This window comes from Erwinia sp. (assembly GCF_049696395.1).
GTDB lineage: Bacteria > Pseudomonadota > Gammaproteobacteria > Enterobacterales > Enterobacteriaceae > Erwinia.
Window position 1 is genome coordinate 1 of record NZ_JBAVTT010000092.1, and the last position, 16,278, is coordinate 16,278.

The 16,278-nt window shown below is 55.2% G+C and carries 14 protein-coding genes; 8 read left to right on the forward strand and 6 right to left on the reverse strand.

All coding sequences use genetic code 11. From position 1 onward, the window contains the following. Positions 1 to 150: 150 nt before the first annotated feature. The gene (locus WCC56_RS11290) at positions 151 to 918 is read right to left on the reverse strand and encodes a DeoR/GlpR family DNA-binding transcription regulator (RefSeq protein ID WP_424692461.1); all 768 of its coding nucleotides are present in this window, start codon (positions 916 to 918) and stop codon (positions 151 to 153) included. Positions 919 to 1,110: 192 nt separating this feature from the next. On the opposite strand from WCC56_RS11290, the gene WCC56_RS11295 reads away from it, so the two are divergent. The 8 genes from WCC56_RS11295 to WCC56_RS11330 all read left to right on the forward strand — a co-directional run bounded on the left by WCC56_RS11295 (position 1,111) and on the right by WCC56_RS11330 (position 8,612). Further along, positions 1,111 to 2,136, forward strand: coding sequence for an SIS domain-containing protein (locus WCC56_RS11295; protein WP_424692462.1), 1,026 nt, complete (start codon positions 1,111 to 1,113; stop codon positions 2,134 to 2,136). Beyond that, on the forward strand, positions 2,133 to 3,065 hold the full coding sequence (locus WCC56_RS11300) for an ROK family protein (protein WP_424692463.1): 933 nt from the start codon (positions 2,133 to 2,135) through the stop codon (positions 3,063 to 3,065). The genes WCC56_RS11295 and WCC56_RS11300 overlap by 4 nt, the downstream gene beginning before the upstream one ends. A gap of 224 nt (positions 3,066 to 3,289) precedes the next feature. After that, positions 3,290 to 4,540, forward strand: coding sequence for an extracellular solute-binding protein (locus WCC56_RS11305; protein ID WP_424692464.1), 1,251 nt, complete (start codon positions 3,290 to 3,292; stop codon positions 4,538 to 4,540). A 9-nt stretch (positions 4,541 to 4,549) separates the two neighbouring features. Then, positions 4,550 to 5,458 (forward strand): carbohydrate ABC transporter permease, encoded by a 909-nt coding sequence (locus WCC56_RS11310; RefSeq protein WP_424692465.1) that lies wholly within the window; start codon positions 4,550 to 4,552, stop codon positions 5,456 to 5,458. After that, positions 5,448 to 6,287, forward strand: a complete 840-nt coding sequence (locus WCC56_RS11315) for a carbohydrate ABC transporter permease (RefSeq protein ID WP_424692466.1) — start codon at positions 5,448 to 5,450, stop codon at positions 6,285 to 6,287. The genes WCC56_RS11310 and WCC56_RS11315 overlap by 11 nt, the downstream gene beginning before the upstream one ends. 32 nt (positions 6,288 to 6,319) lie before the next feature. Beyond that, on the forward strand, positions 6,320 to 7,402 hold the full coding sequence (locus tag WCC56_RS11320; RefSeq protein ID WP_424692467.1) for an ABC transporter ATP-binding protein: 1,083 nt from the start codon (positions 6,320 to 6,322) through the stop codon (positions 7,400 to 7,402). A 147-nt stretch (positions 7,403 to 7,549) separates the two neighbouring features. After that, positions 7,550 to 8,152 (forward strand): alpha/beta hydrolase, encoded by a 603-nt coding sequence (locus tag WCC56_RS11325; protein ID WP_424692468.1) that lies wholly within the window; start codon positions 7,550 to 7,552, stop codon positions 8,150 to 8,152. A gap of 238 nt (positions 8,153 to 8,390) precedes the next feature. Further along, complete coding sequence (locus tag WCC56_RS11330) at positions 8,391 to 8,612, forward strand: YdgH/BhsA/McbA-like domain containing protein (RefSeq protein WP_424692469.1); 222 nt, start codon at positions 8,391 to 8,393, stop codon at positions 8,610 to 8,612. 61 nt (positions 8,613 to 8,673) lie between these two features. Here WCC56_RS11330 and kdpD read toward each other — a convergent pair whose 3' ends face one another. The 5 genes from kdpD to kdpF are packed head-to-tail and all read right to left on the reverse strand — an operon-like array spanning position 8,674 to position 15,791. Next, positions 8,674 to 11,343, reverse strand: a complete 2,670-nt coding sequence (gene kdpD / locus WCC56_RS11335; RefSeq protein ID WP_424692470.1) for a two-component system sensor histidine kinase KdpD — start codon at positions 11,341 to 11,343, stop codon at positions 8,674 to 8,676. Positions 11,344 to 11,373: 30 nt separating this feature from the next. After that, entirely contained in the window at positions 11,374 to 11,943 is a 570-nt protein-coding gene (gene kdpC / locus WCC56_RS11340; RefSeq protein ID WP_424692471.1) for a potassium-transporting ATPase subunit KdpC, read from the reverse strand. Positions 11,944 to 11,955: 12 nt separating this feature from the next. Further along, on the reverse strand, positions 11,956 to 14,004 hold the full coding sequence (kdpB, locus tag WCC56_RS11345; RefSeq protein WP_424692472.1) for a potassium-transporting ATPase subunit KdpB: 2,049 nt from the start codon (positions 14,002 to 14,004) through the stop codon (positions 11,956 to 11,958). An 18-nt stretch (positions 14,005 to 14,022) separates the two neighbouring features. Continuing rightward, a complete protein-coding gene (kdpA, locus tag WCC56_RS11350; protein ID WP_424692473.1) occupies positions 14,023 to 15,708 on the reverse strand; it encodes a potassium-transporting ATPase subunit KdpA in 1,686 nt (561 codons plus the stop codon). Continuing rightward, positions 15,708 to 15,791 (reverse strand): K(+)-transporting ATPase subunit F, encoded by an 84-nt coding sequence (gene kdpF, locus WCC56_RS11355; protein WP_071994970.1) that lies wholly within the window; start codon positions 15,789 to 15,791, stop codon positions 15,708 to 15,710. Before kdpF ends, kdpA begins: the two co-directional genes overlap by 1 nt. Positions 15,792 to 16,278 lie beyond the last annotated feature (487 nt).

Here is a 16,278-nt window from a genome sequence, read left to right on the forward strand (position 1 = left end):
AGACGCTGTTTGGCGGCGTTGCGCCTGGCGCATCCTGGAAAATATCGATCAGTTTCTCAAAGCGGCGATACAGCATTAAAGGCTCACTTTCCCGGCTAAAAGAACTGATTTTAGTGCATTTTCATCAGCCTCTGCGTCAGTAAATGCCTTTTAGGCCTGGGGCTCTACCACAATCAGCCGCGAACCATACTTAGCGCGCTGTTTCAGCGTGGGGGAATTTTCGGTGACGATCTGGCTGATATCGTTCAACGGGCAGACATGAGCTAATGCGCGATAACCGATTTTGGAGCTGTCGACCAGCACCACCGTTTTCTCTGCAGATTTGATCATCGCCTGCTTCACCGGAATTTCTACGGTGTTGATATTGGTGATGCCACTGTCGAAATGAACGCCTTCCGAGCCAAGAAACGCCCAGTCCACGTGGATGCTGTTGATCTTGTCGACCGTTTCCTGCCCCACTAAGGTATAAACCTGGTCCAGCATCAAACCTCCGGCAACGTGCACCGTAATGCCCGGATGATTTCCCAGTGCCATAGCGGTGTAAATGTCGTTGGTCACTACCGTCAGGTTCTTTTTATCCTTTAGCGCCAGGGCCAGCGCATAAACCGTGGAGCCGTTATCCAGAATCAATGATTGTCCGTCTTTCACCAGGCTGGCAGCGTAGCGAGCAATGGCCGTTTTGGCCGCAGCATTCATCGTCAGTCGCTCATTGAACGGCGTATCATTATTGCTTTCCGCTTCAACCGGCAACAGACCGCCGTGGGTGCGCATCACCTTGCCGGTTTTCTCCAGCAAAGAGAGATCGCGGCGGATCGTTGAACTGTCCACGCCAAAGATGTCTGAAAGTTCTCCAGCATTCAGATAGCCCCGTTCAGCAATCATTTCTACTATTTGCGCTCTGCGCTGTGCCGCTGTCATCCGTTACTCCCTTAGTCTGTAATTGCACGTTATCATGCATATACTGGCGTATAACGTGCAGGTTGTCACCTTGGGCGGGCTTATTTCGCAGTAAAAATGATCAAATTGCACACATTGCACACTTGACTGCACGAATTCGTGCATATATTGTTAAACACATCAGGAATATTTACCTTTAAGAGAAAAAGACTCATGCCGGAACAGTGCCTCAGCGACTACGAAAAAGAGTTAGAGCAGCAGGTCAGCGCGCTTAGCGACCAGCTCAACTATGCCCTGCCGGGCACGCTGAATTCACTGGATCTAAATCAGTACGATCGCATCGTGCTGGCCGGGATGGGATCCTCAGATTATGCCCTGATCCCGATCGAAAGAGAGCTGATCGCCAAAGGCTTACCGGTCTGGAGAATGGATGCAGGTCGCTTACTTGATATGCCAAAAATGGTCACACCAGGGACCTTATTATGGATAACGTCACAATCCGGAATGAGTGGCGAAGTGGTGGCGGTGCTGGAGTCCGTGCCGAAACCAAAAACGCTGATTGGCGTCACCAATGATGTAACCAGCCTGTTGGCAAAAAAGGCGGATATCCTTGTTGAACTGAAAAGTGGCGATGAAGCCACTGTCAGTGCCAAAAGCTACCTGAATACGCTAGTGGCCAGTTATCGGACGCTTTACGCCCTGACAGATCAGGATGAGCTGCCGTTGCTGGAAGAAGTCCACGCCGTGCTGCCGAAAGTGGCCGAGATCATTGCACAACGCGATCCGGTACAGAAGTTGACCGACCGTTTATTCCGCCATGCTAAACCTCGTGTGGCGCTGGTAGGAACGGGAGCCGACGCCGCTACAGCCTTAACCGGGGCGTTGATTACCAAAGAAGCATCAAAAGTCAGTGCAGAAGGTTTTATTGGCGGCGAGTTCCGACATGGCCCGATGGAAACCTCGGGGGAAGGCATGCTGGCTCTGTTGTTTGGCGAAGGTAACGATGTCACGTTGCAAACGCTGGCCACGGATTTGCAGAAGAACGGGACTGAAGTGGTCACCGTTGGGCCAGTGGCCTATGCCAACAGTCAGCGTTGGGAGACGCCTGCAAACTCCACGTTAACCCGTTTACTCTGCGCTATGCTCTGGGTTCAGCATCTTACCGTTACGCTTGCCCGCGGCAATGGTATGGTGCCTGGTGAATTCCTCTACGGCAAAAAGATAACGGAAAAAATATGACAACTTACACACTTCCTCTCCGCGCAGGTATCGACATGGGTGGCACCGGAACACGCATTGTGTTGCTGGACGGTGACCAGGAAGTGGTGTCAGAAACCGTGGCTACGGCCTGGTTCGCCACGCTGCCACAGACGCTGCGGGCCAAGGCGTTGGTCGACAAGATTTGCCGCCTGTTACCTACCGGCTATTCGCTGGGAAGTTTAGGCATCGGTGCCAGCGGCCCGGTGAACAACCAGACCGAAATTATTGAGAACAACGATACGCTGGCCTGCTTTTCTTACTACCCGTTGGTCGCGCAATTACGCGAATTACTGGCAGTCCCGGTGGCTATCGATAACGATGCCGTCGTGGCAGCACTTGGGGAATACCATTTAGGCGCAGGCCGGGGCAGCAAGCGCATGCTGATGGTGACATTAGGCACCGGGATTGGCGTAGCGCTGCTGGATAATGGCGAACCGATGCGCAGCTTTGACGGCAAGCACCCGGAAGCCGGTCATATCCCCGTCTCTTCCGAGCCGGTGATGTGTTACTGCGGCTTGCAGGGATGTTGGGAAATGCTCGCCTCACGCAGCGCACTACAGCAAGCGCTGGAAGTCGAGCTTCCTGATGTAGACTGGAATGCCAACACGCCAGCGGTATTAACAGAAATGAAAGCGGCGAAACCAAAAGTAGCCGACATCCTTTACAAATATGGTCATACCGTTGGACGAGGATTAAATACCCTGCTGACACTTTATGGCCCGGATATTACCGTATTAAGCGGCAGCGCGGCCGCTCTGCTCCCTCTTTATCAGTCAGGTCTGGATTCAGCACTGATCCGCGCAGACGGATATGCTGTGAATAACCTTATTACTCACTCTTCTCTTGGCGATGCGGCTGGCGCGTTGGGAGCGGCAATATTGCCAACACTCAGGGCCAGCCGACAGTAGCAGACGTAAAGTAAATAATATAATCATCTCTCGACACGCGGCGGGCGTGTCAGGAACGGCGACTCAGCCAGCATCAGGGGAATCCCGCCAACTGTAAGAAATAAAAAAAGAAAGTGCTCGTAATTATCGCCTGGCCCCTTTAATTTACAAGGGTGCCAGGCGTTTTACCGATCTTAAAATATATTGACCAATCGCTTTTCATTTACTGTAACTGGAGAGTTTGTATGACGAGTCGATTCACCCCCCGTTTGACCGGTTATGTGCTCACCCTGCTGGCATTAAGTGCCTCCGGGATGGCCTCTGCAAAAACCCAAATTAATGCCTTATTTATGTCTCAGGCCGCCTACAGCGAAAGCGATGTGCGGGCGATGACCAGTGAGTATGAAAAAGCCCATCCAGACGTCAGCGTTAATCTTGAATTTGTCCCTTACGAAGCGCTGCACGATAAAATCGTCGCCGCTCGCGGCGCGGGCAGCAACGGCTATGACGTGGTGTTATTTGACGATATGTGGCCGGCTGAATTCAGCAAATTCAATATGCTGAAAGATGTCACCAGTAAAATTACCCCAGACGAAAAGGCCAAGGTTTTTGATGGCGCCTGGAGCACGGTCAGCTGGAATAACAAACAGTGGGGAATGCCGTGGATCCTCGACACCAAATACCTCTATTACAATAAAGCGATGCTGGCGAAAGCCGGAATTAAAGAGCCACCAAAAACCTGGGCACAGGTTATGGAGCAATCGCAACTCCTGAAAGAGAAAGGCATCGTCAAATATCCGCTGGTCTGGAGCTGGTCACAGGCCGAAGCGCTGGTGTGTGATTACACCACGCTGGTCTCAGCCTTTGGCGGGCAGTTCTATAAAGAAGGCAAGCTGAATTTCAGCGATGCCGGATCGGTTAAAGCCGTCGAGTATATGAAAACGTCGCTGGATAAAGGGGTCACCAACCCGAACTCCCGTGAGTATCTGGAAGAAGATGTCCGTAAGGTATTTTCCAACGGCGATGCGGCATTTGCCCTGAACTGGACCTACATGTACAACATGGCCAACGATCCTAAGCAGAGCAAAGTGGCTGGTGATGTAGGGATTGTTCCTGCACCGTCAGAAAAACCAGGTGCCGTTGCGGCGATGAACGGCTCAATGGGCCTGGGCGTTACCCAGACCAGCAGCCACCCGGATCAATCCTGGGACTACATCCGCTATCTGACGTCTCAGCCGGTACAGAACAACTATGCCCGCCTGAGCCTGCCAATCTGGAAGTCTTCCTATGACGATCCGGCGGTGCAGAAAGGTCAGGAACCGCTGATTGCCGCGGCCAAACCTGCGCTGGACGTCATGCTGATGCGCCCGATTACCGCCGATTATTCCCGCCTCTCTAACACTCTGCAGCAACAGCTTCAGCAAGTGTTGCAGGGACAGGAAACCGCGGAAGCCGGCATGGCGGCGGTGACCAAAAGCGCCCAGCGTCTGCATTAAGGAATAGCGATGCTCAGTTTGTCACAACGTGAGCAGCGTCAGGCATGGGTGCTTCTGGCACCCATGCTGATCGTGATGGGGCTGTTAACTGCCTGGCCCCTGCTGCGTACTGTCTGGCTCAGCTTTACCGACGCCGCGCTGATTGGCACCGGCGGCGAAGTGAACTACGTTGGCATTGAGAACTATCTCTATGCGCTGACCGATCCCGACTTTCTCTCTTCTATCCTGCGTACGCTCTATTTCACCGTAGTCTCGGTAGCGCTGGAAGGCATTATCGGGGTGCTGGTCGCCTTGCTGTTAAATCAACAGTTTTATGGCCGCAGCGTCCTGCGCGTGCTGGTTATTTTACCCTGGGCGCTGCCGACCATTGTTAACGCCATGATGTGGCGACTGAATTTTAATCCGGATTACGGCAGCATCAACGCGCTGTTGACGCAGCTGGGGATCATTGACGGCTATCGCAGCTGGCTGGGATCGCCGGATTCGGCTCTGAATGCGGTTATGCTGGCCGACGTCTGGAAAAACTACCCGTTAGTCACCCTCCTGACGCTGGCAGCCATGCAGTCAATCCCGGAAGATCTGTTTGAAGCCGCCCGCCTTGATGGTGCCTCTGCTTTTCGCCGCTTCCGCGCGATCACCTTCCCGGCAATTGTTGGCCCGCTCAGCGTGGCGCTGGTTCTGCGCACCATTGATGCCTTTAAAATCTTCGACATTATCTACGTGATGACGCGCGGTGGCCCGGTCGACAGCACCAAAACACTCAGCTTCTTCGTCTATCAGGAATCTTTCAGCTATCTCCGTGCAGGCAGCGGGGCGGCTTATGCCATTCTGATGACCCTGATGTGTAGCATCCTGATTGCCCTCTATATGGCGATGCTCTATCGCCAGCGCCGCAGGAGCCTGGTCAATGAAGCGTAAACTCCGGCTGGTTCTTCGTTATTTGGCCGCGCTGCTGGTGGCCGCCAGCATCCTTGGTCCGATGCTGTGGCTGTTTCTGATGAGCGTCAGCTCGAATAACGATCTGGCCCGCATTCCTCTGGAGTGGTTACCGCGCAAATGGGATTTCAGCCGCTACGCGTCTCTGGTGTCGTTAGAGCCGGGCCAGCCTGGTGCGTTGTTCCTCCATGCGTTGGGCAACAGTATTCTGGTCGCCACCTGCGCTACGGTGATTTCGCTGCTGTTAGCAATCCCGGCGGCGTTCAGCTTTTCCCGCTATCCGGGGCGTGAAGGTTGGCTGTTCGGTAGCCTGGCTATATATATGGTGCCCCCTGTGGCGTTTGTGCTGCCGCTCTATTTCGTGCTGCAACAGCTCAGCCTGCTGAATACCCATCTGGGCCTGGTGCTGGTTTACTGCTCGCTGATCCTGCCATTCCTCACCTGGATGCTGAAAAACCAGTTTGATGCCCTGCCAAGGGACATTGAACAAGCGGCACGCCTGGATGGACTGCGGTTCTGGCAAGTGCTGTTACGGATCACGCTGCCGCTGGCGAAACCGGTGCTTGGCGCTTCAGCCCTGTTTGGCTGGCTGCTCGCCTGGGATGAATTCTTTTACGCCTTGCTGTTTACCAGCAATATCAGTGCCCAAACGCTGCCAGTCACCATTGCTGGCTTTACCGCAGGCCGGGCAACCGATGACGGGCTGATTGCCGCCGTGGGCATTCTGGCCTCCGTTCCCCCGCTGTTTATTGCCCTCTGGCTGCAAAAAAGCCTGGTAAGCGGGCTGGCCACTGGCGGCAGTAAAGGCTAAGCCATTGCCCTTTTTGGAGAGATCGCTGAATTATGGCTCGTGTTGAACTGGTTAAAGTGGCCAAGCGCTACGGGAAACAAACGGTGCTCAGTCCGCTGGATTTAACCATACCGGACGGGAGTTTTACCGTGCTGGTTGGCCCTTCGGGCTGCGGAAAATCTACGCTACTCAGATTGCTGGCGGGGCTGGATACGCTGTCTGAAGGCGCGATCCTGTTAGATCAAAAACAAATTAACGATCTGGATCCGGCGGATCGCGACATTGCCATGGTTTTTCAGAGCTACGCGCTGTATCCCCATTTGACGGTGGCGGAAAACCTTGGCTTCCATATGAAGGTGAAGCGGGTAAAACGCGAAGAGCAGGAGAGCAAAATCGCCCGTGTGGCGGAGATCCTTGGCATCAGCAAACTGTTGAACCGCTTTCCCCGAGCGCTTTCTGGCGGCCAGCGCCAGCGCGTGGCGATGGGCCGCGCAATGGTACGCAACCCGCAGGTTTTCCTGTTTGATGAGCCGCTCTCAAACCTGGATGCCCAGCTGCGAATGGAGCTGAGGGCGGAAATTAAAGCGCTGCATCAGCGATTTAAAACCACCATGGTTTATGTCACCCACGATCAGGTTGAAGCGATGACGCTGGCCGACCAGATTGTGGTGATGCGTGAGGGCGTTATCGTGCAGCAAGGTAAACCCCTGGAGATTTACGACTATCCGGTCAATACCTTCGTGGCCCGCTTTATTGGCTCTCCGCCAATGAATCTGCTTGAAGGCACAGTGGACAGCCAGCAAGGTGTGCCGGGAGTTGTGTGCAACGGTTTAAGGTTCACTCTCCCTCAGCACTGGCACGAAGCCGCAGCCCGTCAGGGCAATAAACCGGTGCTGGTTGGGGTGCGCGCGCAGGATTTCTTACTTTCATCCGCTGCAGATCAGCCTGCAGCCACCGTCAAACTGATTGAAGTCACTGGCGAATCGAGCCTGCTTCATGTTGACTGGCAGGGCTTCTCGTTACATGTGCAGTTTGCTGGCCGGGTTGATGCTCAACCGGAACAAAGCATTGAGCTGACGATTAACAGCGACAAAATCCATTTATTTGATTTGCAGAGCGGCAGCCGCCTCAGTTAGAGAGCCGGCGATCGTCCCGTTTTACTGTTGCCAACATGGAAAGCATTTTTACGATTTTTCCGGGGTAATAATCCACACAAAATCGGTGTAGCCTTGTGGTCAAAGCACTAACACCATCCCGATTATCACCCAGAAAATGAGGCTAAGATGGCAAAAGGACTGGTAATTTTACTGCATGGCGTAGGCAGCAACGGAGAGGATTTGGCCGGTCTTGGCACCCATTGGTCTGATGATTTGCCGGGGGTTATCTTCTCAAGCCCTAATGCCCCCTTCCGTTTTGAACATGGCCCTGGTTACCAATGGTTCAGCCTGACAGGCGTGACGCCGGGTAATCGCCCACAACGTGTAGAAGCCGCGCGCGATGCGTTTGATCAGCAGCTGAAGGCGATCATTGCCGAACATGGGATGGAAGAGCACCTGGATAAAGTGGTGCTGGTAGGTTTTTCTCAGGGCTCCATTATGGGGCTGGATGCGATTGTCTCTGGCCGCTGGCCTGTTGCCGGGCTGGTCTCATTCTCTGGACGCCTGGCCTCACCCACGCCTTATCATGCGGCTGCAGACACACCGGTGATGATGATCCACGGCATGGCTGACAGTGTGATCCCTTATGCGGAAACAGAAATAGCCGCCGAGGCGCTTCGTAAATCAGGCGTCACCGTCAGCACCCAATTTGATCCCTCTATTGGCCACACTATTTCTGCACAGGGCGCCCGCTCCGCTGCCGAATTTATCGATCACTGTCTGGCGTAACTCCTCAGACACTGGCAGCTTCAGACCAGAACCAAGACGAAAGCTCCTGCGGGAGCTTTTTTATTTGTTAGTAATCATAAGATTACTGTCACCCCTTTCCATCCCCCTGCTATATCAGCAGCGAAAGTGTGATCAAGATCGCATTTATTGTTAATCCGCTAATAATTACAAGGGTTATTATTACACCTATCGAAGGCACACAGCCTTCACCTGCAAACCATAAAGAAGGATTTTAACCATGAAAACCATCAAAACTCTGTCTGTTGCCGCTATTGCCGCCCTGTCACTGGTTTCTTTCGGTAGCTTCGCTGCCCAGAGCATTTCAGCACACGGTTCAACTCTGGATAGCGCAGAAGCGCATATCGCTGCACAGGCTAAAGCATCAGGCGCTGATTCTTACAAAATCACCAGTGCCCGTGCAGATAACGGCGTGTATATGACCGCTGAACTGTACAAATAAGGAATGGTGCATAAGGATGTGCCAGAAGAAGCTGCCTACGGGCGGCTTTTTTTGTGCCTGCTCACTGATACTCTTCGAGTACCGGCGGCTCTTTTACCGGCAAGGTGATTATAAAGCTCGCTCCGCCTTCAGCGCGGTTCTCCGCCCTGATCCTCCCTTCATGAATGCTCACAATTGCCTGACAAATTGCCAGCCCCAGCCCCACGCCAGGCACCGCCGACTCTTTATTGCCGCGCGAAAACTTCTCAAAAATCTGTTTTTCCTGCCCGCCAGGAATACCCGGTCCGGTATCCCAGACCTCAATTTCCAGCCACTGAGCCTTTAATCCGGCGCGAATGCCAATGTGAGCCTGAGGGCCGGCATATTTCAGCGCGTTTTCCAGCAGATTGGTCAGCACCCTTTCCATCAGCGGCCCGTCAACGTGGATCAACAGCATCTCTTCCGGCAATGCCAGCGCAATTTTCCGATCCCCCAACGAGGGAGCCATCATTTTCAGCGTGCTGCCGATTAACTCCTCCAGCGCCATCCATTCGGCCCGCAAACTAAATCCGCCCGATTGCAGACGGGCCATGTCCAGCAAGTTATTCACCAGCCGGATGGTATTAAGCGTCTGCTCGCGCATGGCACTGGCCTGAATGGCATGTTTTGAGCCTTCAGTTGCCAGATCCAGCGTCAGGATTTCGGACTGTCCGAACAGCACCGTCAGCGGCGTTCGCAGATCGTGCGAGAGCGCTGAAAGCAGCGCATTGCGCAGCTGCTCGCGTTCAGCGGCCAGCCGGGAAACGGCTTCGCGCTGGCTGAGTGCAATACGCTCCAGCGCGTTAGCAATCAGTACCGTGAAGGTTTCCACCAGCCTTTGCTGTTCCGGGATCATCAGCTGCCGCAGATTCAGCGGTTCCAGCACCAATAACCCCAGGGTTTCATTTCCGCTTTTCAGCGGCAGGATCTGCCAGGGTACGCCTGGCAGCGTGTCGGTTCCCGCTCCGGCAGGCTGGCCTTTATCAAAACTCCAGCGTGCTATCGCTTTATCCGGCACGTTATTCAGGCGTGTTTCACCCACGGTGACCAGTTCACCCTGCTCATCAGGCAACAGCAGTTCGCTGCGTGCCTGCAACGTGGTGTCCAGACTATGCGGCAGGGCCTGCGCAATATCCTGCTGGCTGAGCGCGCGGCTCAATGTCTTTGCCATTTCGTACAGATGCCGTGCTCGCTGTTCACGATAACGGGCAACGCGGGCCTGATAGCGAACCCCAGCGGTCAGATTCCCGACTATCACGCCCACCGCCAGCATCACCCCAAAGGTCACCAGATACTGCACATCAGACACCGCAATGGTGCCGGTTGGCATCACAAAGACCAGGTCAAAAGCAACGATATTCAGCACGGTCGCAACGACGGAGGGCCAGCGACCATAGCGCAGCGCCACAACAACGACCGACAACAGATAAACCATGACCAGGTTAGCAGAGTCGACGCCGGGCAAGAACCAGCGTCCGGCCAGTGTTACCAGCGAACACAACACCAGGGCAGCCAGGCAGCCGCGCAACGGATTACGCCATTTATCGCCGCCAGGTCTGCTGTCTGACAATCCGCTGGCCGGTGCCGAAACGGGTTCATCCAGCGCGACAATCACCATATCCAGATCCGGGCCAAGCTTGCCCAGCCGTTCGGCAAAACTGTCGCGTCGCCAGCGGCGGGCAGGACGGCGACCCATGATGATCTTGCCAAGGTTATTTTCACGCGCATAGCGTAAGACGGCGTTCGCTTCGTCAGGATCCGAAAGCGTGGCGGTTTCAGCGCCCAAATCCTGCGCTAACTGGAGCGTACGCAAAATTCCCCGACGTCTGGCTTCGGACAGTTTATGCAGCCTTGGGGTTTCAACATAGACGGCGTGCCAGACGCTGTCGAGCCGGGCAGCCAGGCGGGCAGCGGTACGCACCAGTTTTTCACTGCCGGTGTTATCGCCAATACACAGCAGAATAGCATCCCGGGTGTGCCAGACTTTCTCCCGTCCCTGAGTGTCTCGCCAGGCGCGCATCTGCTCGTCAACGCGATCGGCTGTGCGCCGAAGCGCCAGCTCTCGTAAGGCGAAAAGATTGCCCTTGCGGAAGAAATTCTCGATGGCGCGTTCAGCGCGATCGCCAATGTACACTTTGCCCTCTTTCAGCCGTTGACGCAGATCGTCGGCAGGCAAATCGACCAACACTACTTCATCAGCCGCATCAAAAAAGGGATCCGGTACGGTTTCCCGCACGCGAATGCCGGTCACGCCGCCGACCACATCATTCAGGCTCTCCAGATGCTGAACGTTTACGGTAGTCATCACGTCCATTCCGGCATCCAGCAACTCTTCAATATCCTGCCAGCGTTTGGGATGCCTGGAGCCTGGCGCATTGGTGTGCGCCAGCTCATCCATCAGGATCACCGCCGGATGACGAGCCAGTGCCGCATCCAGATCGAATTCCGGATGCCGGTTTTGCCCGGTTGCCCGTCTTGGCAGGACGGTCAGTCCTTCCAGCAGTGCCGCCGTTTCCTCACGACCATGGGTTTCCACCACACCGACCAGAACCTCCAGCCCCTGCGCCCTGAGGCGCCTGGCTTCCTGCAGCATTGCCCAGGTTTTCCCGACGCCAGCGCAGGCACCAAAGTAGATTTTCAGCTTGCCCCGGCCGCTCTCGGTGGCCTGGAGCAGCAGGGAGTCCGGGTCCGGTCGTTGCAGTTCATCGTTCATGGACGCTCCCTGTTGAAGTGATTAAGTCAGTTATTTCAGTGCATCCAGCGCCAGGTTCAGCGTCACCACGTTCACGCCGGGTTCGCCAATGAAACCAGGGAACGGCGTATGCGTATTGTCATCAATCAGCCTTTTTACCTCTTCCACCGGCAGATGCCGAGCAGCCGCCACGCGCGGTGCTTGCCAGAATGCGGCTTCCGGTGAAATCTGTGGATCTAAACCACTGCCTGAGGCGGTGACCAAATCCACCGGCACTGCCGCGCTGGCCTGCGGATTCGCTTTGCGTAAGGCTTCCACACGCTGTTTCACCGCTTCATCCAGGGCCGGATTGCTGCCAGCCAGGTTACTGCCCGACGAAGCCAGCGGATTGTAAGGCGCATTACCGGTGGCTGAAGGGCGACCCCAGAAATAGGTCGGCTGCGTGAAGTTCTGCCCAATCAACGCGGATCCCTGCTTTTTCCCCGCATTATCTAACAAAGACCCGTTCGCCTGGGAAGGGAACCACCACTGGGCCAGCGTGGTGGTGAGTAAAGGATAAATCAGCCCGGTGATTAACGTAAGTAACAGCAGTAAAATCACCGCAGGACGTAATTGACTCATGAGACTTGCTCCTTAGAACCAACCGGTCAGGGTCAGTAATATATCGATCAGCTTGATCCCGGCAAACGGCACCAGCAAGCCACCAAAACCATAGATCCACAGATTACGACGTAGTAGCGCAGCGGCACTTAACGGGCGGTAACTCACGCCGCGCAACGCCAGCGGGATCAGGAACACAATCACCAGCGCGTTGAAAATCACCGCCGACAAGATGGCCGAATCCGGTGAGTGCAGATGCATGACGTTCAGCGCATTCAACTGCGGATAAGTCACCGCAAAGGCCGCCGGGATAATGGCGAAATACTTCGCTACGTCATTGGCGATACTGAAGGTGGTGAGCGATCCACGGGTCATCAGCATCTGCTTGCCGATATGCACCACTTCCAGCAATTTGGTGGGATTAGAATCCAAATCCACCATATTGCCCGCTTCTTTAGCGGCCTGAGTCCCGGAGTTCATTGCCACCGCTACGTCAGCCTGGGCCAGCGCCGGCGCATCGTTGGTGCCATCACCGGTCATCGCCACCAGCCGACCTTCGGCCTGATACTGACGAATGAGCGCCAGTTTGGCTTCCGGGGTGGCTTCTGACAGGAAATCATCCACGCCAGCTTCGGCGGCAATCGCGGCGGCGGTCAGCGGGTTGTCACCGGTGATCATGATGGTTTTGATACCCATTTTGCGAAGCTCGGCAAAACGTTCTTTAATGCCGCCTTTCACAATGTCTTTCAGCGCCACCACGCCCATCACTTTTGCCCCGTCACACACCACTAACGGTGTGCCGCCACTGCGCGCAACATCCTCTACCAGTTTGTTGACTTCTGACGGGAACTGGCCGCCATTGCTGTCGATATGGCGACGAACGGCATCAACTGCGCCTTTTCGTACCATTCGATCCTGCACGTTCACCCCGCTCATTCGCGTCTGGGCTGAGAAGGGAATAAATGTTGCGCCCATACTGGTGAGATCGCGTTCACGCAGGTTAAATTTCTGCTTAGCCAGCACCACGATGCTGCGCCCTTCCGGCGTCTCATCCGCCAGTGAAGCCAGCTGTGCGGCGTCTGCCAACTGCTCCTCAGTCACACCCGGTGCAGGCATAAATTGTGTCGCCTGGCGGTTACCCAGCGTGATGGTGCCGGTTTTATCGAGCATCAACACATCGACGTCACCAGCGGCTTCTACTGCACGGCCACTGGTCGCAATCACGTTCGCGGCCAGCATCCTGCTCATGCCTGCAACGCCGATGGCTGACAGCAAACCACCAATCGTTGTCGGGATCAGGCAGACCAGCAGCGCCACCAGAACGGTAAGGCTGACCGGATGACCGCCCCAGACCGTAAACGGATAGAGCGTGGCGGTAGCCAGCAGGAAGACGATAGTCAGCGCCACCAGCAGGATAGTCAGGGCAATTTCGTTTGGCGTTTTACGTCTTGTGGCGCCTTCCACCATAGCGATCATCCGGTCCAGGAAGGTTTCACCTGGGTTAACGCTGCACTGGATCACCAGCCAGTCCGACAGGATGCGTGTGCCGCCGGTCACCGAAGCAAAGTCGCCACCCGATTCACGAATCACCGGTGCGGACTCGCCTGTAATAGCGCTCTCATCGACAGAAGCCCCTCCTTCCAGCACTTCGCCATCGCAGGGAATAATGTCACCGGCTTCTACCAGCACCACATCACCTTTGCGCAGTGAATCTGCCGCAACCTGCTGATGGGATGAACCGTATTTTGCCGCCGCCATTTTCTTCGCATAGCTGGTCTTCTGGATGCCTTTCAGGCTGTTAGCCTGAGCTTTACTGCGCCCTTCTGCCAGCGCCTCAGCAAAATTAGCAAACAGCACGGTAAACCACAGCCACAGCGAAATGGCCGCAGTGAAACCAGCGCTGCCCGGCGTTTTACCTGCCAACATCGCCAGGGCCAGCAAAGTGGTTAACACGCTGCCCAGCCACACAACAAACATCACCGGGTTGCGAAACTGCACGCGGGGACTCATTTTTTTCAGGGCATCGCCCAGGGCAACCCTGATCAGCGCACCGTCAAACAGCGCCTGTTGATTACGACTCATGATTCTTCTCTCCGGCGATTAATGACCGAACATTACGAGGTGTTCCGCAACTGGCCCCAGAGCCAGAGCAGGGATGAACGTCAGTGCACCAACCAGCAATACCGTGCCAATCAGCAAGGCAATGAACAGCACCCCATGCGTGGGCAGCGTGCCGTTGCCAACCGGCTGCACTTTTTTCATCGCCAGCGAGCCAGCAATCGCCATCACCGGAATGATGATGCCGAAGCGGCCGACCACCATGCAGAACGCCAGCAGCAGATTCCAGAACGGGGTATTCACGCTCAGGCCTGCAAAGGCACTGCCGTTGTTATTAGAAGCAGACGACACGGCATACAGCACTTCGCTAAACCCATGAATGCCAGGGTTAGCCATCGCGCTGCGTCCGGCGTCGGTCATCATCGCCAGCGCAGTGCCGAGCAGCACCAGCGTGGGAGTGATCAGGATCGCCAGCGCGGTCATTTTCATTTCCCAGACGTCGATTTTTTTGCCGAGGTATTCCGGTGTGCGACCGATCATCAGCCCGGCGATAAATACCGCCAGCAGGACAAACAACAGCATGCCGTACAGCCCCGCGCCGACGCCGCCAAACACCACTTCACCAATCTGCATCAGCCACATTGGCACCATGCCACCCAGTGCCGTGAAAGAGTCGTGCATAGCGTTGACCGCGCCACAGGAAGCAGCCGTAGTGATCACCGCAAACAGGCTGGAGTTGAGAATGCCAAAGCGCGTCTCTTTACCTTCCATATTGATGGCACTGTCAGCGCCCAGACTGAGGAAGTGCGGGTTCCCTTTCAGTTCGGCCCACATCACCACCACCACAGCCGCCAGGAACATCAGCGACATTGCCCACAACAATGCATGGCCCTGACGACGGTCTTTCACCACGTCACCGAAGGCGAAGCACAGCGCCGCAGGGATCAGAAAGATCGCCAGCATTTGCACAAAGTTGGTCAATGCGGTCGGGTTTTCAAACGGATGCGCGGAGTTAACGTTAAAGAAGCCCCCGCCGTTGGTTCCCAGCATTTTGATCGCTTCCTGCGAGGCAACAGGCCCCATCGGCAGCGTCTGTTTCACCCCTTCCAGCGTGGTGAATTCCAGATAGCTATGGACGTTTTGCAGCGTGCCCTGGCTGACAAAGAACAGCGCGATCGGCAGGGAAAGGGGTAGCAGGACATACAGCGTGATGCGGGTCATATCCCGCCAGGCGTTGCCCAGCGTGCCAAGTGAGCGGTTAGCGAAGCCACGGATCAGGGCAAAGGCCACCGCAATCCCGGTTGCTGCAGAAAGGAAGTTCTGCACGGTCAGGCCGACCATCTGGCTGAAGTAGCTGAGCGTGCTTTCCCCGGCATAAGCCTGCCAGTTGGTGTTGGTCACAAAGCTGACGGCGGTGTTCAGTGCCAGGTGCCAGCTCAGGTTCGGCAACTGCTGCGGATTCAGCGGCAAACTGGCCTGAGTCATCAGTATCACCATCAGCAGGATCATCCCGCCCACGTTGAACAGCAGAATAGCCAGCAAATAGCTGCGCCAGCTCATCGGCTCAGACTCTACGCCGCTGGCACGCCAGAGGAGGCGTTCAAACCCGGCAAGTCCTGGTAACGCACGGTCATCAATCAGGCGAGCGAGACCGCAGCCTAATGGACGGGCAAGGATCATCAACAGCACCAGATAGCTGGCGATCAGTAAAAATGCGCTGGCGGCCATCAGAACGCCTCCGCATTTATCAGGGCATACACCAGATAGCCCAACAACAGGAACACCAGCACAATGCCGGCAATTAAGGCCATGCTCACAACACACCTCCAGAGGCGCTTTCGAAGGCCTCTATTGTTGCGAGCGGGGTGCAAAGTTGATGTAAAAATGCAGGGGCGGGGTGTAAAAAAAGTATAAAAATGGCTGATAAATAAGCAGTTAGTTTGACTTAAGGATCATCCAGATGACAGCGACAACTGTTATGCAGACCACAATTAAGCAGAGGGCGACTCGTTTTTGTGCCATCTTTGGCCTCCATTCTCCGTTGCTTTTCAGCAGGTACAAGGCTACCTTTACATTGTGTGAATGTAAGAGCAGCCTCACTTTGAGTCACTTCAAGTGGGGCTTTTCTCTTTCTATCCCGATACTTAAGGATAAAAAGATCCTGAGCACCCGCGCGCAGTGTAGCGCACACTAATTCCTCGCCACGACACCACTTCTTTAAACTTAAGCCTGGCCCTAACTTTCCTGCAACAGCAATGAAATCTGCCAGCACATTTCTGCACCTGCTCGCGCAGGAAG

Excerpts from the sequence above, each read along its gene's own strand:
- WCC56_RS11325 (WP_424692468.1), top strand. The coding sequence starts at position 7,550 with ATGGCAAAAGGACTGGTAATTTTACTGCATGGCGTAGGCAGCAACGGA.
- WCC56_RS11315 (WP_424692466.1), top strand. The coding sequence starts at position 5,448 with ATGAAGCGTAAACTCCGGCTGGTTCTTCGTTATTTGGCCGCGCTGCTG.
- WCC56_RS11295 (WP_424692462.1), top strand. The coding sequence starts at position 1,111 with ATGCCGGAACAGTGCCTCAGCGACTACGAAAAAGAGTTAGAGCAGCAG.
- kdpB (WP_424692472.1), bottom strand. The coding sequence starts at position 14,004 with ATGAGTCGTAATCAACAGGCGCTGTTTGACGGTGCGCTGATCAGGGTT.
- WCC56_RS11300 (WP_424692463.1), top strand. The coding sequence starts at position 2,133 with ATGACAACTTACACACTTCCTCTCCGCGCAGGTATCGACATGGGTGGC.
- kdpF (WP_071994970.1), bottom strand. The coding sequence starts at position 15,791 with ATGGCCTTAATTGCCGGCATTGTGCTGGTGTTCCTGTTGTTGGGCTAT.
- WCC56_RS11320 (WP_424692467.1), top strand. The coding sequence starts at position 6,320 with ATGGCTCGTGTTGAACTGGTTAAAGTGGCCAAGCGCTACGGGAAACAA.
- kdpC (WP_424692471.1), bottom strand. The coding sequence starts at position 11,943 with ATGAGTCAATTACGTCCTGCGGTGATTTTACTGCTGTTACTTACGTTA.
- kdpD (WP_424692470.1), bottom strand. The coding sequence starts at position 11,343 with ATGAACGATGAACTGCAACGACCGGACCCGGACTCCCTGCTGCTCCAG.
- kdpA (WP_424692473.1), bottom strand. The coding sequence starts at position 15,708 with ATGGCCGCCAGCGCATTTTTACTGATCGCCAGCTATCTGGTGCTGTTG.
- WCC56_RS11305 (WP_424692464.1), top strand. The coding sequence starts at position 3,290 with ATGACGAGTCGATTCACCCCCCGTTTGACCGGTTATGTGCTCACCCTG.
- WCC56_RS11310 (WP_424692465.1), top strand. The coding sequence starts at position 4,550 with ATGCTCAGTTTGTCACAACGTGAGCAGCGTCAGGCATGGGTGCTTCTG.
- WCC56_RS11330 (WP_424692469.1), top strand. The coding sequence starts at position 8,391 with ATGAAAACCATCAAAACTCTGTCTGTTGCCGCTATTGCCGCCCTGTCA.
- WCC56_RS11290 (WP_424692461.1), bottom strand. The coding sequence starts at position 918 with ATGACAGCGGCACAGCGCAGAGCGCAAATAGTAGAAATGATTGCTGAA.